Below are 22,036 nucleotides of genomic sequence, written 5' to 3' on the forward strand. Positions count from 1 at the left end.
TAACGCAAGTCAGAGTATGATCTTGCCCTGAAACAAAAAGGAGCATAGCAGATGAATCCCTCGACATTTTGCCGGGGATGATAGTTCAGGTTGATATATTGACGGGGAAGAAAACCGTGCTTAATTATATATTATCGCCATTGTTCAACGTGACAGCTTCTGCGCTGAGGGAGCGTTAAATGAGACATTTTATTGCCGAAAAAGGTTTACAAGGCGCGCTAACTCAGTACTCATGGACAAAATATAATACCGTTACCAGTATTGAGTGTAAGGAAAGTGACTGCATCTGGATATTAGCTACCGAAGGTGACTGGCGCCAACAACTTATCGCCGCAAAACAGAAAGTTTCTCAGGTGGTATTACTTACCTACAAGTATGATCGTTTAGAAATGCAGACAGCGCTGATGCTAGGAGCAAGAGCTTATTGCCATGCCCTTGGCGCTGAATCTTTATTAGCATCGGTAGCTCGCGTTATAGAAGCTGGGGGCATGTGGCTACCTAATGAGTTACTGTCTGTCACGACGTCAAACGTTGCCACAAACCTTCAAACGAAGCGAATACTACCAATCCTTAAAAGCCTAACAAACAGAGAAAGGGATGTACTAAGCAGTATCCTAGATGGGCTTAGTAATAAGGAAATAGCGCGGGAACTCGGTATCACCGAGCGTACCGTCAAAGAATATGTCGGTACGCTGCTTAACAAGTTCCAAGCTAAAGACAGAATTAGTCTGCTGCTTCGCTTAGGTGAGTTTAGTCATCTAAAAGATGCTCTATAACCTCAATATGAGAAACCACCCCGTCAATACCAAGCTCGATAAATAAATCTTGGTGATCAGCACGTTTAACGCCATCAGCGTATACATTAATACCAAAGGTGTGAGCTAACGAGCAGAAGCCTCTGATAAATGCGTGATTGGCGGGATTAAAGTCGATGTCCGCCATAAAAGCAGAATCAATCTTCACATAATCTAAGCCCATCTCTTGTACGTTTAATAATTGAGAGAAAGACTCGCCAACGCGCTTAAGGCCAATCATGCAATCTTTGGCTTTTAGCGTGTTACAAAAATCTTTAAATTCATCTGGGAAACGCGTGGCGGTAGACTCACGTACTTCAAAACATAATCTGCTCCAAATTTTTCTTTAACTTCCTGTTCGAGTTTTGGAAACTCGATAATATAGTGATCCTTGATTTGCTGGCCAGCTAGTAGCAGAGCTACGAAAGCTAAGCAGTGCGACGCAAATAGGGAAAGGGTCATGGTTTTGATTATTTTTAGACTAAAGTATAAATGAGGTTACTAGGACGAACATTAAACTTAAGTATTGATTGTTATACGTTGTTATAGATATAACACGGCTATGCTGATAAACCAACCATGAATTTGCTAGGGGATTTATTTGTTAGAGGTTATTTTTTTACTACAAAATCATTTTCTTGGATGTTCGCGATAACGCCTGTACCTGTGTTTACCACCGTTGATGAATTGCCAAAGGCACGGTCCACAATAAACGTGCCAGGGTAGACAGCATACTGAAGGTACGTTCTGCCTAGGTTATCTATTACTTCTTTAGCTTGATAAAGATATAGTTCATCTTTCTCAGAAATGCCATTATCTCTCCCTAAAGAAATTGAAATTTTGTTGTTCGCAACGCTAATTACCCTGCCTGTTATAGGCTGGCAAGCAGTGGATTCTTTGATGTCTTCTATTGCCTCGCTGATGCTTACGTCAATGGCTTGACCATAGCGGGACTGCCAAAAGGTTGACGAAAACTCATCAACATCTTCGAATCTGTCAAACGTCCATTCTTCTTGGTTTCTATACGACGAGGTATAAAGCAGGCCCCCATTTATTCCATCATAAACCTGAAGTGACATTGAGAACGCGCGCTCTGGTGTACTATCACGCCACGGTGTAAACACAGGCGGGGTATCTTTTGGGCCCATACTTAAATCGTCGATAACACCAATAATCACAAACTGAGTGTTACTTTGGGCCGATAGGGTGCGTATATTCTCTGCGGTAAACCGGCTGTCAAATTTTGCCGTATGAGGTGCAACATAAGTAATGCTAAGGTTGTTGGTTTGAGCTTTCATTGCCTCTACGAGTCGCTGAGTGAAAGCTTTGTCGAAATTAGGCATATTGCCATGGGTCAAATGACCTCTATTTCTAATTCTAAAGTGTGTAGTGGCGAAGTGTTTCTCATCAAGCTGTGCATCGCACGTCTTACCTTTAGGAAAAATATCGGCTCCGACACGCACGGTAATTACCTCACCGTTAAAGGTTTCGTTAACTAGCTCAAGCTGATTAACTTCGCCGGTAGAGCGGATTGTCATTTCTTCGTTTTTAAGCAATCCATTGGTGAGTTTGGCAACACTGTGCACTGAAGCGCCGGCAAACAGCATTGCTTGTTTTAACGCTTCTTGCGTGGCCGTGCGTTTAGCTGCTTCTTTATTACCATCTAGCACAACTGCTTGCCCCGTGGCCTCATACCACGCGGCATGCGCTTGCCCAATAAAAAAAACTAATAGGCAAACTACCGCCACAGCAATATTAAAAAATTTCGCCAGAGTTGTTCTGCTTATGCGTTGCACCACACACTCCTATTGTTGCTCAGTCTATGCGCCAGATTAATACCACGAACTATGCGAAAAAAGTGCCAAGTGATGTGGGTTTTCTATAATAAGTTAAAATGGGCGCACATCTTGCTTTCTTTGGGCTATATCAGCGAGTAAATGCGTGCCTGATGTAGGCAGGCGAATCGGTGAATACCGAAAAATTAGGCGTTAGGTCAAACAGGCCATCGAGCGTTGTCATAGCGTATCTAATAGAAGCTAACAAATAGTTAAGCCGTCAGTAACCTGTTATTGATGCAAATTGAGGTTTAGATTCATGTGCTTGAATAAATTGAAAAAATCGAAAGTGTTTATTCAGTCTTCCATTCTCGGTTTCGCTCTCAGTATAAGTGGCTGTGGCATTATTGATAAACATGTCGAGTGGGAGACGGTTGAGCCAGAAAGCTATCCCGTTCTGAAGGCCATTGGCTATGCGCCGATTTCATCTCAGCGAGGTGAAAGTGATAGTATGAAATTGATAATGGCAATGAAAGCGTCAAAATTAGATGCATACAGAGAACTCACAGAACAAGTTTATGGTCAAAAAATTGAAGGCAGCCAATCAGTTTCCCATCTTGTTGTAGAGTCGGAATCGTTGCGAGCCTCAGTTGAAGGCGTGATAAGAGGCGCTGAAGTCGTCAAAACTTATCCGGTAGGGGAGGACACCTACGTGACAGAACTCTCTTTAGATATGCAGCAAGTTTATGATATTTATTTATCTACCGCGAAGCCAAGAAGAGTCAAAGACGTAAAATACTATTAGGAATGGGGCGATATAAAGCAGCGCAGGCTACCTTGGTATATAGGGCCTAAGCGCTGACGCCAGAACCTAAGGTTCCGCCTTTTGGCTTTCCCTTCTTATCATAAGTAAGCGACTCTTTCGCACGCACTTCCATCATCAAATTCCGCAGGTGTGTGAGGCGTAGCTGTCCTTGCTCCACGGCTTTTTGATTGACTTGTGTGCGGTACTTGCAATCGTCAAGTAGACGCTTTGCTTGCTCCATTAAACCTTCATCGTATTGGGACAATGAGGCAGAGCCGGCAAGAGTACGTTCAATATCACTATCAAGTGTCTGAATGGACGTAAGTAGCTGCGTTTTTTCGTCTAGTACTTTCATCAACGATTCAGCGTCACGAGAGCTTATAAGCTGAAGCTCCTTCTCAAGCAAGGCAACAAGTGTAGAGAGTTGCTCTACTTGCTTAGCTATTGCTTGTGATAATGGGCTGTTTTGTTCAGTCACTCTTACGCTCTACTATTCACTTGATTATTTTTATTTGGTACCGAAAATTTCACCTTCAAGTTTCGCTATTTTGTTAGCGAGCACTTCTGGATTCACTTTATATTCGCCACTTTGAATCGCTTTCTTTAAACGATCTACTTTGTCTTGATTAACAGGCGCTTCAGTTCCTTTTTTCTGCACTTGATTTAGCTGCTGTGCAGATTGAGTCAGCGACACTGAGTCTTGACGTGGCGCTGGAGCCGTCTGCGCGCTTTGTGCCGCAGCCTGTTGCTGAGACTGCTGCGTCTGGTTTTGTTGCGCAACCTTCCCATTATCAACGGGTGTTTTAGGTAACCCATTGTTTATATTATTAATAGCCATAATAAGTCCTCACTACTTTTTTGCCTCTGTAAAGTATATCGGCCTTTACGCTTATTTCTTTAGCCAAATTATGCACAAAAAAGTAGATATTTACTGCCTCAATTACAAGTGTATCACGACTTCTTCAGGGCTTGCGACTCTAGCGATTACTGCTTTTCTGCTGCTTGCGTTTAAAACCTTAATATTATCACCCACGACGCCGTCTTGTTGCGCAATACCGGCAGTCTTAACTTCCATGCCAGCTACCTCAGCAGTAATAGTAATTCTATCGCCTTTGCAGACAAAGCATAGCATATTCGATTGGATTGCTTGTCCGTTAGTTACTCGGCGCTTCATTCTAGCGCCAATAAGGGCTTCTAAATCGGTAAAAGCGGTATGCCGCAATCGTCTAACGTCAACTTTTGCCAGTGTTAAATTAGAAGAAGTAAGAACCGTGCCAGGACTGACGGCTCCTTGGGTAACAACGATTTCTTTTGTGCGTGTAACTTGGCCGCTGGTAAACAGATACCACTCATTATTTTGACAGCTAACGCGCACCGATATATACGACTGACTTAGCGCTTCTTGCGAAGCATTATACTGAAAACCGGTGGGGCAATCTGGAATATTTATCCTATCGTCTATCTTCACAATAGCCACATCAATGCTAGTATCCTGCGCATTATCAGTAAGTTGAGAGAGCAAATATTGCTTTGCGCCTTCTTCTACGCGTACGTGATTAGTCATTGCCGCTAAGCAACTTATTGAAATCACACTAAGTACCACGCATAGAAGTAAGCGAGTAAGTGATTGGTGCATTGTAGCGTTATTTGGTTTCATAGTGACTTTTCGTGTTCAGTTTACGAGTTATTGACTATGCTTAGTAACACCAGTGTAAATCCGCATTGGATTTAATTGCAAAGCGTACAGTAAGGTCAATAGGTGCTAGTCTCAACGCAGGCTTATTAACGCTGTAATAATTGGCTATTACAAAAACAAAAATGACATTAAGTGTCATTTTTCTGTCGTTTGACCTGCAAAAATTTAGTGATATTGTCTATCTTTATTATCAGAGGCAATGATCATGCCCAGTATTATTTAGAGGTGACCTATGTCGGGGATTTTAGATTCAGTAAACCAGCGCACGCAGCTTGTTGGGCAGAATCGCTTGGAGCTGTTGCTGTTTAGACTGAACGGCCGCCAACGCTTTGGGATCAATGTTTTTAAAGTGCGGGAAGTGCTGCAATGTCCTCCGCTAACCGCTATGCCAAAACTCAATCCTCTGGTGCGGGGGGTGGCACATATTCGTGGGCAAACTATTTCAGTTATCGACTTAAGCATGGCAACGAGAGGCCGACGGATTGAGGACCTTTCTAATGCCTTTATCGTTATCGCAGAATACAATCGTTCGGTGCAGGGGTTCTTAGTGGGCGCTGTGGAACGTATTATAAATACCAACTGGGACGCAATTATGCCTCCTCCACAAGGTACGGGGCGAGCAAGTTACTTAACCGCGGTTACTGAAGTTGAAAATGAATTGATTGAGATCCTTGATGTAGAAAAAATTCTCAATGAAATTTCGCCGCTTAATGCAGAAGTAAGTACTGAGGTAGCTGAAGGCTTAACCACAGAGGGCCAAGAAAATAAGATTATCTTTATTGCAGATGATTCTTCAGTGGCTCGAAATCAGGTTAAAAAAGCATTAACGTCGCTTGGCCTTGAAATTGAGCTTGCGAAAAACGGCTTAGAGGCTTTGAAACGGTTGAAAGAAATCGCTGAAGAGTATGGCGATGTAACTAACCGTGTTGGGGTTTTAGTGTCTGATATTGAGATGCCGGAAATGGATGGTTATACGCTGACGGCGGAAATAAAAAATACGCCGGAATTGCAGAAGCTTCACGTCGTGCTCCACACTTCACTTAGTGGTGTATTTAACCAAGCAATGGTACAGAAAGTCGGCGCTGATGACTTTATCGCAAAATTTCATCCTGATGAGCTTGCGACCGCAGTACAAAAATGGCTAATGACAGAGTGCGAATAACGGAGCAATATAGGATTGGCTAATAAAGACGTTTCGCCAGCAAGTTACCTGAAGTTCAGAGAATTCTTAGAAAAGCAGTGCGGTATAGTACTAGGTGATAATAAACAATATCTAGTGCGCAGCCGCTTGGCTTCTTTGCTCTTCAAATATAAATACGAGTCGGCTGACGAACTGATTGATGTCGTTGTACGAGGTTTTGACAGATCTTTACTTCAAAGCGTTATAGATGCAATGACGACCAATGAGACCCTTTGGTTTCGCGACAACTATCCTTTTGACCTTCTTGTTAAAGACCTGCTTCCTAAGTTATCGGCAAAGAACCAAAAGATACGGATTTGGAGCGCAGCATGCTCTTCCGGTCAAGAGCCATACTCCATCGCTATGTCTGTACTTGAGTATCAGCGTCAGCGTCCCGGCGCTTTGCGTGCGGGGGTTGAAATTGTTGCCACTGACTTGTCCTCTGAAATGTTGCAAAAGTGCGAATCGGGCATCTATGACGAGCTGTCGTTGGCTCGGGGTTTATCGCCCCAACGACGACAAGCATTTTTTCAAAAAAATGAAAGCGGTTTGATGCAGATAAAGCCTGATGTTCGCCGAATGGTAAACTTCAGAAGCCTTAACCTTCTTTCAAGCTATGCCGCCCTTGGCCGCTTTGACATCGTTTTCTGCCGCAACGTGCTCATTTATTTTTCAGCAGACATCAAGCAGCGCATACTGCAACAAATTGCCGGACAACTGCAGTCTGAAGGCATACTTTTCCTTGGCGCTTCTGAGTCTATCAGCGCGGCAAGCGATACATATAATATGGTGAAGTGCCACCCTGGCCTCTACTACCAGAAAAAATGATCTCACTTATCGGTCTGATAAATAATAATTTTTTATCGATCAGGTCGACCACTATTTAAAAAACCTCCGTCAAAAACTCATTATGGCATCTGCCTTGCTAACTATTTTCATAGACGACATTTAACGGAAACCGTCACATCTTAATTCCGTCAAATTGTCACCATGAAATGTTTATAAGTATGTCAGAGGTCATGTTATGGCTATTAACCTAGATAAACTGGTTGGCTTTAACGAGTCGGCGCTCAAGATACGCACAGAGCGTATGGAAGTTATTTCAGGGAATCTAGCAAACGCAAATACGCCAGGCTACAAAGCGAGAGACATCGACTTTAATAAAGCGATGCAGTCGGCAATGCATGAGGCATCAAGCAGCTCATCAAGCCGGGCTTCTTCAGGTCTAGTGCGGACAAATGATCGCCACTTAAGCGGCAATCCTTCGTCACTAGCGGCAAACTTTGACATGCAGTACCGCATACCTACTCAGCCTGATACCGGAGACGGAAACACGGTAGAAGTACAAGCGGAAAGAAACCGATTTTTAGACAACGGATTGCGCTACCAAGCTAGTCTTGAGTTTTTGAATGGAAAAATTAAAGGCATGAAAAAAGCGCTTAGCTCAGGAGGCCAGTAGTCATGAGTTTATTTAACGTAATGCAAATATCGAGCACGGGGATGGAGGCAGAAAACGTACGCCTAAATACCACGGCCAGTAATATTGCCAACGCAAACTCGGTTAGCAGTAGCTATGACGAAACTTACCGAGCACGTCATCCCGTTTTCGCAACGGCACTACAAGACGCTATGCGCGACCAGTCAAAAGGCGCAGGTGTTCAAGTTAAAGGTATTGTTGAAAGTGATGCACCACTTCAAGTTGAGTACTCACCTAACAATCCTATGGCTGATGAAGATGGCTATATCTACAAGCCGAACGTGAACATTGTGGAAGAAATGGCAAATATGATGTCAGCATCAAAAGCGTATGAAACCAACGTTCAGGTAGCTGACACAACAAAGCGCATTTTCCGTCGTGTACTGCAGCTAGGTCAAGGGCAGTAATTTGTCTCTTGAGTAATGTGAGGATTAATAAGTGAACACTATTAATAACACCGGCTTAAATACTGATCTGTATTGGCAGGAAGAAACCGTCAAGATAGCTGATGGAACTGAACAGCAGCTAACGCAAGAAGACTTCTTCTCAATGCTAACAGAACAGCTTGCCAACCAGGATCCCACTGCGCCCGTGGACAATGACCAAATGGTCGCGCAAATGACCTCTTTTACTATGGCTGATGGTATCTCTCAGCTCAACGAAAAGTTCGAGTCATTTGCTGCTTCAATGACGTCAAATCAAGCGCTGCAGGCATCTAGCTTAATTGGTCAAAACGTACTTGTCCAAGGCAACGTTGGTTATATGGCAGCTGAAGGTGACGGCCTCTCCGGCGTTATCGTGAACGAAAAAACCGTTCAGAACATGACTATTTCCATCGAGAACCAGTTTGGCGAAGTGATCAAAACTATCGATGCAGGCACACAAAGTGCTGGCAACATTGAGTTTGAATGGGACGGCAAAGACCAGCACGGCAATCAAATGGCGCCAGGTGAATATGTCATCAGCGCTACAGGCGAGCTAAATGGTGAAGGTGTTCAATTAAACACAGCCGTTAATCGTCATGTTGGAAGTGTAAGCTTGGCAGGTAGTGGCCAAGGCGTAATTTTGAATTTGGATGGTGATGTCAGTATCAATCTTGATGACGTCATTCAAATCGGCAGTTAGCAGGAGAATCAATAATGTCTTTTAATATTGCACTGAGTGGCGTTTCAGCCGCACAAAAAGATTTGGATGTGACCGCCAACAACATCGCAAACGTAAATACAGTTGGCTTTAAAGAATCTCGCGCTGAATTTGGCGATGTTTATGCGGCATCACTGCTTTCAGGTGGTAAAACTAAAGTAGGTGACGGTGTACTCACTCAAGAAGTTGCTCAGCAATTTTCTCAAGGTAGCCTTCAGTTTACCAATACCTCGCTTGATTTGGCGATCACGGGTAATGGTTTCTTTGCGACAGTTCCTGAAATTACGTCTCGCGACTTCTCGTTCACACGTGCGGGTCAGTTCAAGTTAGATAGCGACAATTTCGTGGTTAACAGTAACGGCGATAACTTATTGGGTTTCCCCGTTAACTCTGATGGTACAAGTGCCTCGGTAGCACTTAGTACTACAGAGCCAGTACGAATACCTGATTCTTCGGGTTCTCCCGCACAAACCACAGAAGTTGACATTCGAATGAACTTGCCTGCTGGTGATGCAGCCCTAGATCCACAAGATTTTGACCCTGAAGATCCGCTTACCTACAACGCAGCAACATCGGTAACCGTTTACGATTCGTTAGGTGATAGTCACGTAATGACCTATTACTTCATAAAGGATGCGACACCGGGTGTTGACAATGAGTGGTATGTTGCTACTGCAATCGATGACACGCTAGTTGATATGACAGATTCAGCGGGTAATGACACAGACCCAGCAACAGCAGTAAATAGTGTCGGAGGTAACACTGGTAACGCCGTAACAGCATCTAAACTCATCTTCTCTCAAGGCGGTGATTTCGCTGGTATGGAAACGCCTGATGGCCTACCTACACTTGATTTCAAAATGGAAACAGAAGCGCTAGGCGCAGGTATTCTTGCTAATGGCTCAGATCCTACGCAGCAAATAAGTATAGATTTCAACCTCGATGTTAATAGCGCTACGCCTAATGAGCCGACTCAGTTCGCCTCTGCGTTCGAGGTTACATCATTAGAACAGGATGGTTTGCCTGTAGGTCGATTAACAGGTATCGACATTGGTCCGGATGGCTTGGTTCGTGCAACGTTCTCTAATGGTACGTCTGAACCTATTGTTCGTGTCGCTTTGGTTCGCTTTTCTAATGAACAAGGCCTAACTCAAGAGAGCAGTACTCAGTGGAAGGAAAGTATTCTTTCAGGCGAGGCACTAGCGGGTGAAGCAACAACTGGTACTTTCGGCGAAATTAACTCTTCGGCGCTAGAACAAGCTAACGTTAACCTTACCACTGAGCTCATCGATATGATTATCGCTCAGCGTAACTTCCAGGCAAACTCGCGTGCGCTTGAAGTGAACAACTCGCTAAACCAGACTATCCTTAATATTCGATAGTTTGCAGTAAGCTACATTAGCAGATTACTAAGCGGCAAATTTTAGGCGCGGAAAACCGTACCTATTTGACCCGATTTAGAAAGGTCGCAACAATGCGACCTTTTTATTTTTCTATATATATCAATTCAATACCGCCCTTATTTTTCAATTGCACTAAATATCCACAGATTGGCACTGCCTTTGCAAAATCTTGTTTAAGGTTTAATCAGAGTCAAAAGTCAGTCATGGACAAACTTCTCTATATTTCAGCAAGTGGCGCCTCCCAAGACCTACTAGGAACAGGGATTAGGGCCAATAACTTGGCTAATGCACAGACAACGGGATTCCGAGCGCAGTTAGAGCAGGCAAGGTCAATGCCGGCCTACGGCGAAGGTTTGCCGACTCGCGTGTTTTCCATGACAGAAAGCCCGTCGAATAATTACGAGTCGGGCCCGATGATTAAAACAGACCGCGACTTAGACGTAGCCATTCAAGGTGATGGTTGGTTCGCTGTACAAGATCAAAATGGTCAAGAAGCTTACTCGCGTGACGGAAATTTCAAGTTGGGCGATGACGGAATTTTGACAGATATCCACGATCGCGTCGTGCTTGGTGACAATGGGCCAATATTCCTTCCTGTTCCTTTAGATAATCTCAATATTGCGGCCGATGGCACGTTGTCAATGAGACAGTTAGGTGCCCCTGCCAATGTTATTGAAGAAGTGGGGCGACTTAAATTAGTTAGCCCAAACTATGCAGACATGGAACGTGGGAACGACGGCTTATTTAGAATGGAAGATGGCTCAATAGCGCCAGCCAATGCCAACGTGAAAGTAATGTCGGGCATGCTTGAAGGTTCCAACGTCAATGCGGTTGACGAAATGGTAGACATGATAAGTCTGCAACGTCACTACGAGCTTCAAGTCAAAATGATGAAGCAAGCAGAGAAACTAGATCAAAGTGGCAATGCGTTATTACGCATTCTGTAAACGAATTTTTATCATCGTTGCCCCATGAGCAACGTCGGAGGTTAACATGCATCCAGCACTATGGATAAGTAAAACCGGACTAGACGCCGCACAGACTGATGTGGCAGTGGTATCTAACAACCTAGCCAATGCGTCAACAGTGGGCTTTAAAAAAGACCGCGCGGTGTTTGAAGATTTGCTTTATCAGAATATCAATCAGCCAGGCGGTCGTTCGTCTGCTGACACAGAGCTACCTTCTGGGCTTATGCTTGGTTCAGGCTCGAAGGTCGTTGCTACTCAAAAAGCACATACGCAGGGTAACTTACTAACCACTGAAAACGCGTTGGATATGTCAATTCAAGGTCGTGGTTACTTTGAAATATTGCAGCCAGACGGCACCATTGCATATTCAAGAAATGGTCAGTTTTCACTGAACGACCAAGGCCAAATTGTTACTTCGGGCGCGGGCTTTTTGCTTCAGCCTGAAGTGGCTATTCCCGAAGATGCGCAACAAATCACAATTTCTCAAGATGGTGAAATTAGCGTGAGCATACGGGGCCAAGCTGAACCGCAGGTACTCGGTCAGCTTAATATTTCTGACTTTGTTAACCCAACCGGATTACAACCAACCGGACAAAACCTTTATGTAGAGACAGCGTCAAGCGGTGCGCCTATTCAGGGGATCCCTGGTCTGCAAGGATTGGGTTACATCTCACAAGGCACGTTGGAAACCTCTAACGTAAACGTGACCGAAGAGTTAGTAAACCTTATCGAAAGCCAGCGCTTGTATGAGATGAACTCAAAGGTTATCTCATCGGTCGACCAAATGCTTGGTCAGGTTATTCAGCAACTTTAGTAGGTAGCATCATGCGTATTTTAGGTTTATCTGCTGCACTTCTGATACTTGGCGGTTGCGCCAGTACAAACGAGCCTCCCGTTCAGGCAAACGACCCGTCGTTTGCACCGGTAGTGCCAGATTACCCGCGTGAAACGGTAGTAGAAGATGGCTCGCTTTTTCGTTCGCAGCTTGCTAACAACTTATATTCTGACGTTACCGCAAGAAGAGTCGGTGACATCATCACTGTAACGTTAAGCGAGAATACCCAAGCGAGCAAATCAGCCGACACTAGCACAGCGAAAGATTCAAACGTCAATCTTAACCCTATTACCGGGCTTGCTGGGCAAGCGATAAATATTGGCGGAGAGTCGGTACAATTGGGAATAAGTTCATCCCGAGATTTCTCCGGTGATGCCACAGCTAACCAAAGCAACAGCTTAAACGGCGCTATCTCAGTTACTGTGGTCGACGTACTTCCTAACAGCAACCTTGTTATTCGTGGCGAAAAGTGGCTAACCCTGAATCAGGGCGATGAATATATCCGTCTTACCGGCATCATTCGTCCGGCAGACATTAGTCCCGAGAATGAAATCGTGTCCACTAAGGTTGCAAATGCGCGTATCCAATATTCGGGTACGGGAAGTTTTGCGCGAGCACAAGAAAAGGGTTGGTTAACCAAGTTCTTTGATTCTGCTTGGTGGCCTCTTTAGGTTTTAGGATAGGAGAGTGAACATGCGTTTGTTTTCAGTAGTATTAGCCGCTTTCACAATGCTTTTATCTTCACAGGCAGGTGCGCAGCGCATTAAAGATGTAGCGAGTATTCAAGGCGTACGTAGTAACCAATTAGTGGGATATGGTCTTGTTGTAGGTTTGCCTGGAACGGGTGAACAAAGCCCGTTTACCGAACAGAGTTTCAGAACCATGCTGCGTAACTTTGGTATCAGTCTTGACGCTAACACCAAGCCAAAAATACGAAACGTGGCCGCAGTGGCGGTACACGCCGACCTGCCTGCTTTTGCAAAACCCGGACAAACCATTGATATTACGGTTTCTTCAGTTGGCGAAGCGGCCAGTCTTCAAGGCGGAACGCTGCTCCAGACGTTTCTTCGCGGTGTTGACGGTAAAGTCTACGCTGTAGCGCAAGGCAGCTTAGTCGTGAGCGGGTTTGGCGCTCAAGGCGGTGATGGCTCGCGCATTGTCGTTAATACGCCAACGGTAGGCAGAATTCCAAACGGTGCGATGGTAGAGCAATCTGTACCAACAGGCTTTGCCAATGGCGACACGTTAACGCTTAACCTCCATTATCCAGATTTCTCAACGGCTAAGTCGCTTGCAGATACGATCAACGAGCGCTTAGGTGCACAGCCCGAAAATGGCTATGTTATTGCTAAGCCCATTGATGCAGCGTCTGTTCGCGTGTCGGCCCCGCGAGACGTCGGTCAGCGCGTGGGCTTTTTGGCTACCTTAGAAAACTTCGAATTTACACCAGCTGATGCGCCAGCGCGTGTGGTAATAAACAGCCGCACAGGCACCATTGTTATTGGCAGTGACGTTCGCTTGTTACCAGCAGCAATTACTCACGGCGGGCTAACGGTGACCATCTCTGAAAATCAGCAAGTTTCTCAACCTAACGCGTTTGGTGAAGGGCAAACTGCCGTTACCACTCAGTCGATTGTTGATGTCGATTTGGCAGATAGCCGCATGTTCAAGTTCGAGCCAGGCGTCACTCTTGACCAGCTAGTACGTGCCGTTAATGAAGTGGGTGCGGCACCGGGCGACTTAATGGCAATTTTAGAGGCACTTCGTCAGGCAGGCGCGTTACGCGGTGAACTCGTGATTATCTAAACGAACTAATCACACCAATAATAGCTCGCGAGAAAAATAGGTATCAGCGGAACAAATACGATGGAAGCATTAAGCACAAAAAATCAGCTTGATATGGCGCGTAACGTCCATGATCTGGGCAGCATCAACAAAATGCGTGAAGCCATTGCGTCAGGCGATGAAACGGTATTGCAAGAAGCTGCCCAGCAGTTCGAGGCAATATTTGTGCAAATGATGTTGAAATCAATGCGTAAAGCGCAAGATGCCCTTGCTGACGAAAATAGCCCATTTAATTCGCAGCAAGTTAAATTTTATCGTGATATGCACGACCAACAGCTAGCAACAGACCTCACTTCCGGTGGTGGCTTAGGTCTCGCTGATGTCATTGTTAAACAGTTAGGTCAAACTGAGGATAGCTATACGCCTGCCAGTGTAATCAGAAGTGACGGCGACTTATCATCACTTAACAGAAACCGTGTGTACAACGTAGCTGAGGCGCAGGATATTGCCCTTTCTTCACAGTCTATTCGTAGCCAGTCAGCACAAAAAGATGCCATGTTCGAAAGTCCCGAGCAGTTTGTAGAGAGCCTAATGCCAATAGCTGAGAAAGTGGCAGAAAAATACGGAATGGATCCTAAAGCAATAATTTCCCAAGCAGCAGTTGAAACCGGGTGGGGGAAATTTGTTATCCATAAAGCCAATGGGGAAAGCTCGCACAACTTATTTGGCATCAAAGCAAATAAGGGATGGCAAGGAGAGCAGGCTGTAGTCGACACATTAGAATTTAACAATGGACTGCCGCAAAAACAAAAGGCTGCTTTTAGGTCCTACTCGTCAGTAGAAGACGCAATGGAAGACTATGGACGCTTTATCACATCACAGCCTCGCTACAGCCATGCTGTCGAGAATGCTTCTGACGCAGCGCGCTATACCCATGCGCTTCAAGAAGCGGGCTACGCTACCGACCCTGAATACGCGAGCAAGATAATGGCTGTGTATAACAGCGAACGTCTTAGCGTGTTAATGCCGTAGTCGAGGGGCCATAGGTGAGGAGAATACAGTGAGTTCTGTTGATTTATATTCATTAGCCACAAGCGGCGTAAACGCTAGCAGCAAGTTACTTCAAACAACGAGTAACAATATCGCCAACGTCAACACGCCAGGCTATGTTCGCGAGCGCACTGAGCTTCAAAACAGCCAAGTTTTTGGTGTGGAGATCGGCAATACTGAGCGTATTATCAACGTTTTTGCACAAAATCAGCTGCGTCGCGACATAACAGCGGTAGGAGAACTGGAAGCCTTTTCTAGCAAAACAACGGCTATTGATAACCTGTTGGCAAGTGAAGCGAACTCAATTTCAAAAGGACTAAGTGAGTATTTCTCTGCTTTACAAACGGCAGCAGATGACCCAACCAATTTGGCGTCACGTGAACAAGTATTGAGTAAATCCGAGTCTTTGTATAACCGAATGAGAACGTTATCTGACTATATGCTAGAAAAAGAGGAAGAGCTCAACCTAGAGTTCACGTCGATGGTGAACCGAGCAAACACCTTGATTGGCAATATTGGCGACTTGAACCGCAACATTGTTATCGCCAATGGTAACAATACGAGCGATCAACCAAGCGCTCTGCTCAACGAAAGAGACCAAGCTATCAACGAGCTTGCTTCTATCATGGGTATTACGGTTAAAGAGAGCACTACGCAAAATGGTGCTGTAACCATTAATCTTACGTCAGGTGAGTCACTCGTTCTTGAAAACGGTGCATTCAACCTTTTTGAGTTAAGCTCTAGTGCGGATTTAACGACGAAAGAAATTAAGTTAGAAACTGACTTTGGCTCACAAACCAAAAACAACGCATCATTACGAATTTTGGAAAGTGATCTTGGCGGCGCATTGGGTGGGTTGTTTGAGTATCGCAATGAAGTGTTAGGGCCAACAATGCGTGATGTAGGTCAGCTCTCCGTCGCTTTCGCCGATGCGATGAATACTCAAAATAAATTGGGTATGGATTTAGACGGTCAAATCGGCACTAACATTTTCGATATTCCTTCGTTCAGAGGCTTAGCCTACGAAGATACCAATGGCGACTATGTTGTTAATGCGCAGATTACCGAGGGTAAAGGTGCTGAATTAACTGACGCCGATTATAAAATTGAAGTGACTGCTGTTGCTGCAGGCGTGCCCAGCGAAATAGAAATTACGTTTTTAAATCCAGATGGCACACCGAAAAAAGATGGTTCAGGTAATGACATCATTTTTTCAAACTTTGCTGTAACCCCTGGCTTTAACGAACTACCTGGTGGCATTGAAATCGACTTTGCGGGGAGCGACCCCTATACCATTGGCAATGAGTTTCTAATTCAACCCACTAAAGACGTGGCTTCAAAAATAAGTTTAGCCACTAATCGCCCCGAAGATTTGGCCTTTGCTAATCCCGTAAGAGCCGGGGCCGATAGCACAAATTTAGGCAGTGCCAATATTGTAGATGTAACAGTGTCAAATACGGAAGTGGGCACTTCTGCTTTTGATGGTGCGGGTGGCCTTTTAAATACAGCGCCAGCTCAAATTAGCTTTACCGCTGCAGATACCTACGAGGTATTAGATGGAAGCGGTACAGTGTTAGCAACTGTCACAGGAACAACAAATTTAAATAATCTTATTACTCAGGCAGGAATAAGCCCAGACCCTGGTTTTGATCTCAGTTTAGACGGTGTACCAAAAGCAGGGGATAGCTTTTCAATTAGCTATAATACAGATGGCTTTAACGACAACAGCAATGCGCTTAATTTAGCTGCTCTTCAAAATGAAAACAAAGTACAGGTGAGTAGCGAAGCGACGAATAGGCCTAGAACCTTTCAAGATGCCTATGCGTCTATGGTAGGACGCATTGGTGAAGATGCATCAATGGCCAGTGTCTCATTGGCTTCCGCTGAAGCGATGAAAGTACAGTCGCAAAACTGGTTTGAGTCTGTTTCAGGCGTAAGCTTAGACGAAGAAGCGGCAAACTTGATTAAGTACCAACAAAGCTATGCTGCCGCAGCACGAATTTTGTCTACGGCTCAAGAATTATTTAATACCATTTTGCAGTCAGCAAGGTAGGTGAGTTATGCGTATATCAACGAATCAAATTTATGATCAAAACATGCGCTCGATTATGCAAAATCAGGGCGACTTGGCGAAAACCCAAGAACAGCTAGCTTCCGGTAAACGCATTATCACGCCCAGCGACGATCCTGTTGGTGCAGCGAAGGTGCTGCGCTTAACTGAAGAAATTGATGAGCTTACTCAGTTTCAGCGTAATAATGATTTGGTAACGGGGTCGCTTGAACAGCAAGAGGCTGTGCTAACCAATATTACTGATTCAATTAACCGTGCACGCACGCTTATTGTCCAGGCTGGAAATGGGATCTTAGATGACCCTGATAAACGCGCCATTGGTGCGGAACTAGAGCAGATAAAACTTGAAGTGTTTGATCTGATGAACACACAGGATGCAGATGGCAATTATTTGTATGCGGGCTTCCAGTCGGGCAACCAGGCGTTTGAATACAACCCAGCAGCGGGTGGGAATGCCATTACCTTCGCAGGCGACCCTGGTGTAAGCTTTGTGCAGCTATCTAATAGCTCGAAGATTCAATCAACCAGTAACGGATATGAAGTTTTTGAAAACGTGCTATCGCGATTTAAATTTTCAGTTGATGGCACAACGGGGGCAACGGTAACTACTGCCTCTGTGAGACAGCAGGGAACATTTGATACCTTTTTTGACAAGAATTACGACCCTGTAAACGCAGGAAACAACGATTACCGCATTAATTTTCTAGCATCCGGACAAGCTGAGTTGGTCAACCAAGGTACTGGTGTCGTTATTGACACAGTGTCGTTTACGTCTGGTCAGCCGTTTACCATCAAGGGAATGGAATTTGATGCGACGGCCGTGCCTGGTGATAGTATAGATTTGTCTTTTAACGCACCGCAAAAGAAAAGCATGGCCCAGTCTATCCACGAAATTCAGACCATATTGATGGATTCCACAATAGACAATTCTGCACTTCAAGAATCGATAGCTGATGCACTAGTAGGATTGGATAACGGACTTGAGAAACTTTCTTTAGAACGGGCTTCCATCGGTAGCCGTTTGAATATCGCTGAGAGTACTTATGAAAGTAACCTTGATATGGAAATTGCGGCAAAAGCGCAGCGCTCATCTATTCAGGATGTAGACTACGCAGAGGCGTCTACTGAGTTCGCAAAGCAGGAAACGGCATTGAGTGCTGCGTTGGCTACTTTTCCTAAAGTAGCTAACTTATCGCTATTCGATTTCGTTTAGCGGTCATAATTTATCAAATCACTAACGCCGTTTAAGCGCGCCATATAAACTCTGGCTTGATTGTCGACATGGCTGGAGTAGTAAGAGATATAAAGATTGTCGCCTTCAATCACCAAGCCCGGATAACTTGTATCTCCTCCGCTTGGCAGCGTTTTTAGTTCAGTGAATATTTTAGTTACGCTATCAAATAGCCATACCCTGGTGGTAAATTGGTGTGAGCCCCAATCTATATGTCGTCCTGCAACGATATATAGGTTTTCACTTAACGCCACTGCGGCCGGACCGCCAATATAGATACCTAAATCATGCCACTGCCATTTGGTATACGGCGGTTTTGACGTACCAAATTGCGCACTGAAAGTATCGGCATCTCGTCTTAAAAATACCGAGGCGATTCCGTAATCATCAAACAAGATTGTGCTTTCATTGGGGTAACCTTTACCTTGTTTGCCCAAACAAAAAGCCTCCTCCTTGTGAACGTGCATTGAACGTGTAGGATCACCCTTATAGAGCGAAACTGAGTTCGCTCGTCGATTGTACGCAAAACCATAAGCTTCTGAGTTATAAAAAATATTGTTCCACAACCACCAACCGCTTCTACCGTGACTATTCCCTGTAGACCATGAATAGCCGGTGGTTGAGAAAAAAGTCACCATTTTTGTGACCACTTTTCTATTATCAAGGAAGGATTTTGCATAGGTAGTAAGCATGAGACGAGAGCCATCGTATGAGAACTTCGGATCTCGTAGGTCTGCATTATTCTCTCTAATAACTACTCTGTTGCGAACTTGAAACGAAGTTTTATCAAGAGTTAATACAATAACCACTCCGTCAGTACTGACATGGTCGGTAGCTTGTCGGTAACAGCACATCAAAGTTTTACGACTTTTGTCGAACGGATTTTCTATTAAATCAGTGAAAGCGCAATGGGTTGCAGGCTTGGATATGCGCTTTATGTTGAACAGCATCAAACTATTTTTCATGCCAAATCTCCCTTAAAAATCCACCAGTTATGTCGTGTCTTACCGTCAATCTACGGCAATATCTTACCGCCTATCGGCAAAAATCGTAATTTTTTCTAAAGGGATTCTAAATGATGTCGATACAGTTTCTGAGAGAGCCAGTTCATCAATTACCCCTCAGGTCTTGATGACTACTAAAACAAAACGTCGGCAATGCCGACAGCCAGCGCACGCTGGACTGAGAGTGTAGGAGAGACTTTATGTCTATGTTCGTTAATACCAATGTATCCTCATTGAATGCCCAGCGTCAGCTTTTTGATGTTAGTAATTCTTTGAGTACGTCTTTTGAGCGCCTTTCTTCAGGCTTCCGTATCAACAGCGCTGCTGATGATGCCGCAGGTTTGCAGATTACTGATCGCTTAACATCACAAATTCAAGGATTAGATCAAGCCGTTCGCAATGCGAACGACGCTATATCTCTTACTCAGACCGCTGAAGGTGCACTGGGTGAGACTACAAATGCCCTTCAGCGAATTCGTACTTTGGCAGTACAGTCACAAAACGGGATCAACAGCACGGCCGATAGGGTAGCACTGCAAGAGGAGGTATCAGCTCTTCGACAGGAAATGTCTCGAATCGGGAGCACTACAGAGTTTGGTGGTGTGTCGCTACTCGCCGGTGGCTTCTCTGCTACCTTCCTTGTAGGCGCGAATGCAAATCAGAAAATCAGTGTTAATTTGTCAAGAACGGGTGGATTTGGTGCCAACGGCCTATCAATTGATGGTGATGTCTTATCAGCAGGTGCTGCGTCAAGCATGTTGGCGGAAATAGATTCGGCATTATCCGTAATTGGGAGCACACGGGCAGAGTTGGGTGCGCTGCAAAACAGGTTTCAGTCAACGATAAGAAATTTAAGTAATATTTCTGAAAATGTATCTGCCGCGCGTTCTCAAATAAAGGATACAGATTTTGCCGCTGAGACTGCAAGTCTCACGAGAAATCAGATAATCCAGCAGGCAAGCACCACTGTGTTAGCTCAGGCTAACCAGCGCCCGCAGGCTGCATTACAGCTTCTAGGTTAATCATAATTAGCGTGAAGCCAGGAGGTAGTGCTCTAGTTCACGTGCGTTTTAAGCTGGTCTTTTCAAGGCCAGCTTTTTTATATCTCAGCCACTTAATTGTTATAAAGCCCGCCTACCCACACATTTGTGCCTTCAATCCATAGCCCCAACACTATGAAGTTTATAGGTTTTTTTATTGATTCTCTTTTTTATCTAAAAATTTGGAAAAACATCTAAAGTAAAAATAGATCTTTGACGATAACTAATACAAAGGGGAGATAAACGATGTTTTTATCCTCTACGCTTCTAAAGTTTATGTTTAAAAGCGTCAATAGCACCGTTTTAATTCAGGTTTATTTTAAGATTCTGAGTTTAAAAGTTAGGAAATACAGTGCTTTAAATCGACAAAAAGTCTTGAAAAAAATACTAAAGTAATTTCAAGTAAAGGTCGATAAAAGATGGAGTTTGTTGATAAATGATTAGAGCTGCCGACCGGCGAGAATAGAGCCAGGAGGTAGTGAGAGGTTTGAGGTTCTGGAACACCAAACCCACCGACCAGCAAAGAGAAGAAACTTCTCTATTTAGCAAGTTCCATTGGTAGTGTGCCAATGAAACGTCAGAATAAACTGACAGGGTTTTGTAAGCACAGGTTATGCCAAATATTTAAATTAATTGCGCAAATAATAAAACCAATAGCGCCATACTCGAAACTGTTAGGAGAGACTCATGAGTCTATTTGTTAATACCAATGTGTCATCATTGAACGCCCAGCGTCAGCTGTTTAATACAAGCAATAATTTAAATACTGCATTTGAGCGTCTTTCGTCTGGTTTTCGTATTAACAGTGCTGCCGACGATGCTGCAGGACTTCAGATAACCGATCGGATGACTTCTCAAATTCAGGGGCTGGACCAGGCTGTAAGAAATGCAAATGATGGAATTTCTTTAGCACAAACTGCGGAAGGTGCATTGCAAGAAACAACCAACGCTCTTCAGCGTATACGGACGCTAGCTATTCAGTCACAGAACGGTATCAATAATACTGCAGACAGAGTTGCGCTGAACGAAGAAGTTGAAGCATTGAGAAATGAGATGTCTCGTATTGGTTCTACGACTGAATTTGGCGGCGTAAGTTTATTAACTGGAGGTTACTCTGCGTCTTTCTTAGTTGGAGCAAATGCTAATCAGAAAATTAGCATAAATCTCTCGAGGTCCGGTGGCTTTGGCGCTTCGGGTTTAGGAATCGATGGAGACGTACTTTCCGCAGGTGCCGCTTCTGCAATGCTGACCGATGTGGATGCCGCGCTGTCTATTATTGGGAGCACTCGCGCAGAGTTAGGGGCAACCCAAAATAGATTCCAGTCGACCATCCGTAACCTGAGCAATATATCCGAAAACGTTTCTGCTGCAAGGTCTCGCATCAAGGATACAGATTTTGCCACTGAAACGGCAGAATTGACCCGCAATCAGATATTACAGCAGGCAACAACTACAGTGTTGTCGCAAGCTAACCAGCGTCCACAAGCCGCGTTGTCGCTTCTTGGTGGATAAAGTTGAAGTTATAGGAAGGAGTTGAGAGGCCATCCTAAAAGTGAAAAGGACGGCTTTATTGCCGCCCTTTTAAATAGAATGCCGACCAACAGGTCCGAAAATGTAGAAGTGTTGGTTGAGAGGCCAGTTTAATCTACTAAGCCCTGTTAGCCGACAAAAACGAATTTTGCTCCATCTCCTAACGTGAGCAAATTGGCCGAGATGAACGTCTCGGCCTTTTTTATAATCGCCGAATCGTCTCACCAATCTCAAATTCCAGTAGAGCAA

The 22,036-nt window shown here is 44.5% G+C and carries 23 protein-coding genes; 17 read left to right on the top strand and 6 right to left on the bottom strand.

Annotated features, from left to right (window positions below):
• Nucleotides 1–179 precede the first annotated feature (179 nt).
• Entirely contained in the window at nucleotides 180–776 is a 597-nt protein-coding gene (locus tag ACX5KA_RS02180) for a response regulator transcription factor (RefSeq protein ID WP_020743029.1), read from the top strand.
• Here the strand turns inward: ACX5KA_RS02180 and ACX5KA_RS02185 are convergent.
• Both ACX5KA_RS02185 and ACX5KA_RS02190 read right to left on the bottom strand, forming a co-directional pair.
• Nucleotides 751–1,134, bottom strand: coding sequence for an EAL domain-containing protein (locus ACX5KA_RS02185; RefSeq protein ID WP_080653170.1), 384 nt, complete (start codon nucleotides 1,132–1,134; stop codon nucleotides 751–753). The two genes, ACX5KA_RS02180 and ACX5KA_RS02185, sit on opposite strands and share 26 nt — an antisense overlap.
• Before the next feature lie 271 nt (nucleotides 1,135–1,405).
• Nucleotides 1,406–2,590 carry a flagellar assembly protein T N-terminal domain-containing protein gene (locus ACX5KA_RS02190; RefSeq protein ID WP_458730305.1) on the bottom strand — a complete coding sequence of 395 codons (1,185 nt, stop codon included), beginning with the start codon at nucleotides 2,588–2,590 and terminating at the stop codon, nucleotides 1,406–1,408.
• A 298-nt stretch (nucleotides 2,591–2,888) separates the two neighbouring features.
• On the opposite strand from ACX5KA_RS02190, the gene ACX5KA_RS02195 reads away from it, so the two are divergent.
• Nucleotides 2,889–3,374, top strand: a complete 486-nt coding sequence (locus ACX5KA_RS02195) for an LPP20 family lipoprotein (RefSeq protein ID WP_012517620.1) — start codon at nucleotides 2,889–2,891, stop codon at nucleotides 3,372–3,374.
• A gap of 46 nt (nucleotides 3,375–3,420) precedes the next feature.
• Here ACX5KA_RS02195 and flgN read toward each other — a convergent pair whose 3' ends face one another.
• The 3 genes from flgN to flgA form a co-directional block, all read right to left on the bottom strand.
• A complete protein-coding gene (gene flgN / locus ACX5KA_RS02200; RefSeq protein WP_012517621.1) occupies nucleotides 3,421–3,852 on the bottom strand; it encodes a flagellar export chaperone FlgN in 432 nt (143 codons plus the stop codon).
• 30 nt (nucleotides 3,853–3,882) lie between these two features.
• Complete coding sequence (gene flgM / locus ACX5KA_RS02205; protein ID WP_012517622.1) at nucleotides 3,883–4,212, bottom strand: flagellar biosynthesis anti-sigma factor FlgM; 330 nt, start codon at nucleotides 4,210–4,212, stop codon at nucleotides 3,883–3,885.
• A 102-nt stretch (nucleotides 4,213–4,314) separates the two neighbouring features.
• The gene (flgA, locus tag ACX5KA_RS02210) at nucleotides 4,315–5,031 is read right to left on the bottom strand and encodes a flagellar basal body P-ring formation chaperone FlgA (protein ID WP_015066430.1); all 717 of its coding nucleotides are present in this window, start codon (nucleotides 5,029–5,031) and stop codon (nucleotides 4,315–4,317) included.
• Nucleotides 5,032–5,302: 271 nt separating this feature from the next.
• Between flgA and ACX5KA_RS02215 the strand changes: the two genes are divergently transcribed.
• From ACX5KA_RS02215 to flgL, 13 genes are all read left to right on the top strand, one after another.
• Entirely contained in the window at nucleotides 5,303–6,232 is a 930-nt protein-coding gene (locus ACX5KA_RS02215; RefSeq protein ID WP_015066431.1) for a chemotaxis protein CheV, read from the top strand.
• A gap of 15 nt (nucleotides 6,233–6,247) precedes the next feature.
• Nucleotides 6,248–7,078 (top strand): CheR family methyltransferase, encoded by an 831-nt coding sequence (locus ACX5KA_RS02220; protein ID WP_012517625.1) that lies wholly within the window; start codon nucleotides 6,248–6,250, stop codon nucleotides 7,076–7,078.
• Between the two features lie 196 nt (nucleotides 7,079–7,274).
• Nucleotides 7,275–7,709: a flagellar basal body rod protein FlgB gene (gene flgB, locus ACX5KA_RS02225; RefSeq protein ID WP_015066432.1), complete on the top strand. Its 435-nt coding sequence runs from the start codon at nucleotides 7,275–7,277 to the stop codon at nucleotides 7,707–7,709.
• A gap of 2 nt (nucleotides 7,710–7,711) precedes the next feature.
• Nucleotides 7,712–8,134, top strand: coding sequence for a flagellar basal body rod protein FlgC (gene flgC / locus ACX5KA_RS02230; RefSeq protein WP_015066433.1), 423 nt, complete (start codon nucleotides 7,712–7,714; stop codon nucleotides 8,132–8,134).
• Nucleotides 8,135–8,165: 31 nt separating this feature from the next.
• Nucleotides 8,166–8,852 carry a flagellar hook assembly protein FlgD gene (locus tag ACX5KA_RS02235; RefSeq protein ID WP_015066434.1) on the top strand — a complete coding sequence of 229 codons (687 nt, stop codon included), beginning with the start codon at nucleotides 8,166–8,168 and terminating at the stop codon, nucleotides 8,850–8,852.
• A 14-nt stretch (nucleotides 8,853–8,866) separates the two neighbouring features.
• Complete coding sequence (gene flgE, locus ACX5KA_RS02240) at nucleotides 8,867–10,252, top strand: flagellar hook protein FlgE (RefSeq protein WP_101563668.1); 1,386 nt, start codon at nucleotides 8,867–8,869, stop codon at nucleotides 10,250–10,252.
• Nucleotides 10,253–10,476: 224 nt separating this feature from the next.
• The gene (locus tag ACX5KA_RS02245) at nucleotides 10,477–11,220 is read left to right on the top strand and encodes a flagellar basal body rod protein FlgF (RefSeq protein WP_012517630.1); all 744 of its coding nucleotides are present in this window, start codon (nucleotides 10,477–10,479) and stop codon (nucleotides 11,218–11,220) included.
• A gap of 46 nt (nucleotides 11,221–11,266) precedes the next feature.
• The gene (flgG, locus tag ACX5KA_RS02250) at nucleotides 11,267–12,055 is read left to right on the top strand and encodes a flagellar basal-body rod protein FlgG (protein WP_014948598.1); all 789 of its coding nucleotides are present in this window, start codon (nucleotides 11,267–11,269) and stop codon (nucleotides 12,053–12,055) included.
• 11 nt (nucleotides 12,056–12,066) lie between these two features.
• Nucleotides 12,067–12,747 (top strand): flagellar basal body L-ring protein FlgH, encoded by a 681-nt coding sequence (gene flgH / locus ACX5KA_RS02255; RefSeq protein ID WP_014948599.1) that lies wholly within the window; start codon nucleotides 12,067–12,069, stop codon nucleotides 12,745–12,747.
• A 22-nt stretch (nucleotides 12,748–12,769) separates the two neighbouring features.
• A complete protein-coding gene (locus ACX5KA_RS02260; RefSeq protein WP_014975877.1) occupies nucleotides 12,770–13,882 on the top strand; it encodes a flagellar basal body P-ring protein FlgI in 1,113 nt (370 codons plus the stop codon).
• Between the two features lie 60 nt (nucleotides 13,883–13,942).
• Nucleotides 13,943–14,893, top strand: coding sequence for a flagellar assembly peptidoglycan hydrolase FlgJ (gene flgJ, locus ACX5KA_RS02265; protein ID WP_458730306.1), 951 nt, complete (start codon nucleotides 13,943–13,945; stop codon nucleotides 14,891–14,893).
• A 28-nt stretch (nucleotides 14,894–14,921) separates the two neighbouring features.
• Nucleotides 14,922–16,964, top strand: coding sequence for a flagellar hook-associated protein FlgK (flgK, locus tag ACX5KA_RS02270; RefSeq protein WP_458730307.1), 2,043 nt, complete (start codon nucleotides 14,922–14,924; stop codon nucleotides 16,962–16,964).
• 7 nt (nucleotides 16,965–16,971) lie between these two features.
• The gene (gene flgL, locus ACX5KA_RS02275) at nucleotides 16,972–18,195 is read left to right on the top strand and encodes a flagellar hook-associated protein FlgL (protein ID WP_239258041.1); all 1,224 of its coding nucleotides are present in this window, start codon (nucleotides 16,972–16,974) and stop codon (nucleotides 18,193–18,195) included.
• Here the strand turns inward: flgL and ACX5KA_RS02280 are convergent.
• Nucleotides 18,192–19,178: a hypothetical protein gene (locus ACX5KA_RS02280; protein ID WP_342324608.1), complete on the bottom strand. Its 987-nt coding sequence runs from the start codon at nucleotides 19,176–19,178 to the stop codon at nucleotides 18,192–18,194. The genes flgL and ACX5KA_RS02280 overlap by 4 nt on opposite strands.
• Before the next feature lie 239 nt (nucleotides 19,179–19,417).
• On the opposite strand from ACX5KA_RS02280, the gene ACX5KA_RS02285 reads away from it, so the two are divergent.
• The gene (locus tag ACX5KA_RS02285) at nucleotides 19,418–20,239 is read left to right on the top strand and encodes a flagellin N-terminal helical domain-containing protein (protein WP_020743045.1); all 822 of its coding nucleotides are present in this window, start codon (nucleotides 19,418–19,420) and stop codon (nucleotides 20,237–20,239) included.
• Nucleotides 20,240–20,944: 705 nt separating this feature from the next.
• On the top strand, nucleotides 20,945–21,769 hold the full coding sequence (locus tag ACX5KA_RS02290; protein ID WP_239258044.1) for a flagellin N-terminal helical domain-containing protein: 825 nt from the start codon (nucleotides 20,945–20,947) through the stop codon (nucleotides 21,767–21,769).
• The last annotated feature ends 267 nt before the right edge of the window (nucleotides 21,770–22,036 follow it).

The sequence above is a fragment of the Alteromonas alvinellae genome, from assembly GCF_902705805.1.

What these genes read in the sequence shown, in the direction of transcription:
- flgC (WP_015066433.1), top strand. Translation starts at nt 7,712, where the DNA reads ATGAGTTTATTTAACGTAATGCAAATATCGAGCACGGGGATGGAGGCA.
- flgE (WP_101563668.1), top strand. Translation starts at nt 8,867, where the DNA reads ATGTCTTTTAATATTGCACTGAGTGGCGTTTCAGCCGCACAAAAAGAT.
- ACX5KA_RS02215 (WP_015066431.1), top strand. Translation starts at nt 5,303, where the DNA reads ATGTCGGGGATTTTAGATTCAGTAAACCAGCGCACGCAGCTTGTTGGG.
- ACX5KA_RS02245 (WP_012517630.1), top strand. Translation starts at nt 10,477, where the DNA reads ATGGACAAACTTCTCTATATTTCAGCAAGTGGCGCCTCCCAAGACCTA.
- flgM (WP_012517622.1), bottom strand. Translation starts at nt 4,212, where the DNA reads ATGGCTATTAATAATATAAACAATGGGTTACCTAAAACACCCGTTGAT.
- ACX5KA_RS02180 (WP_020743029.1), top strand. Translation starts at nt 180, where the DNA reads ATGAGACATTTTATTGCCGAAAAAGGTTTACAAGGCGCGCTAACTCAG.
- ACX5KA_RS02280 (WP_342324608.1), bottom strand. Translation starts at nt 19,178, where the DNA reads ATGAAAAATAGTTTGATGCTGTTCAACATAAAGCGCATATCCAAGCCT.
- ACX5KA_RS02290 (WP_239258044.1), top strand. Translation starts at nt 20,945, where the DNA reads ATGAGTCTATTTGTTAATACCAATGTGTCATCATTGAACGCCCAGCGT.
- ACX5KA_RS02260 (WP_014975877.1), top strand. Translation starts at nt 12,770, where the DNA reads ATGCGTTTGTTTTCAGTAGTATTAGCCGCTTTCACAATGCTTTTATCT.
- ACX5KA_RS02285 (WP_020743045.1), top strand. Translation starts at nt 19,418, where the DNA reads ATGTCTATGTTCGTTAATACCAATGTATCCTCATTGAATGCCCAGCGT.
- ACX5KA_RS02195 (WP_012517620.1), top strand. Translation starts at nt 2,889, where the DNA reads ATGTGCTTGAATAAATTGAAAAAATCGAAAGTGTTTATTCAGTCTTCC.
- flgJ (WP_458730306.1), top strand. Translation starts at nt 13,943, where the DNA reads ATGGAAGCATTAAGCACAAAAAATCAGCTTGATATGGCGCGTAACGTC.
- flgB (WP_015066432.1), top strand. Translation starts at nt 7,275, where the DNA reads ATGGCTATTAACCTAGATAAACTGGTTGGCTTTAACGAGTCGGCGCTC.
- flgG (WP_014948598.1), top strand. Translation starts at nt 11,267, where the DNA reads ATGCATCCAGCACTATGGATAAGTAAAACCGGACTAGACGCCGCACAG.
- flgL (WP_239258041.1), top strand. Translation starts at nt 16,972, where the DNA reads ATGCGTATATCAACGAATCAAATTTATGATCAAAACATGCGCTCGATT.
- flgA (WP_015066430.1), bottom strand. Translation starts at nt 5,031, where the DNA reads ATGAAACCAAATAACGCTACAATGCACCAATCACTTACTCGCTTACTT.
- flgH (WP_014948599.1), top strand. Translation starts at nt 12,067, where the DNA reads ATGCGTATTTTAGGTTTATCTGCTGCACTTCTGATACTTGGCGGTTGC.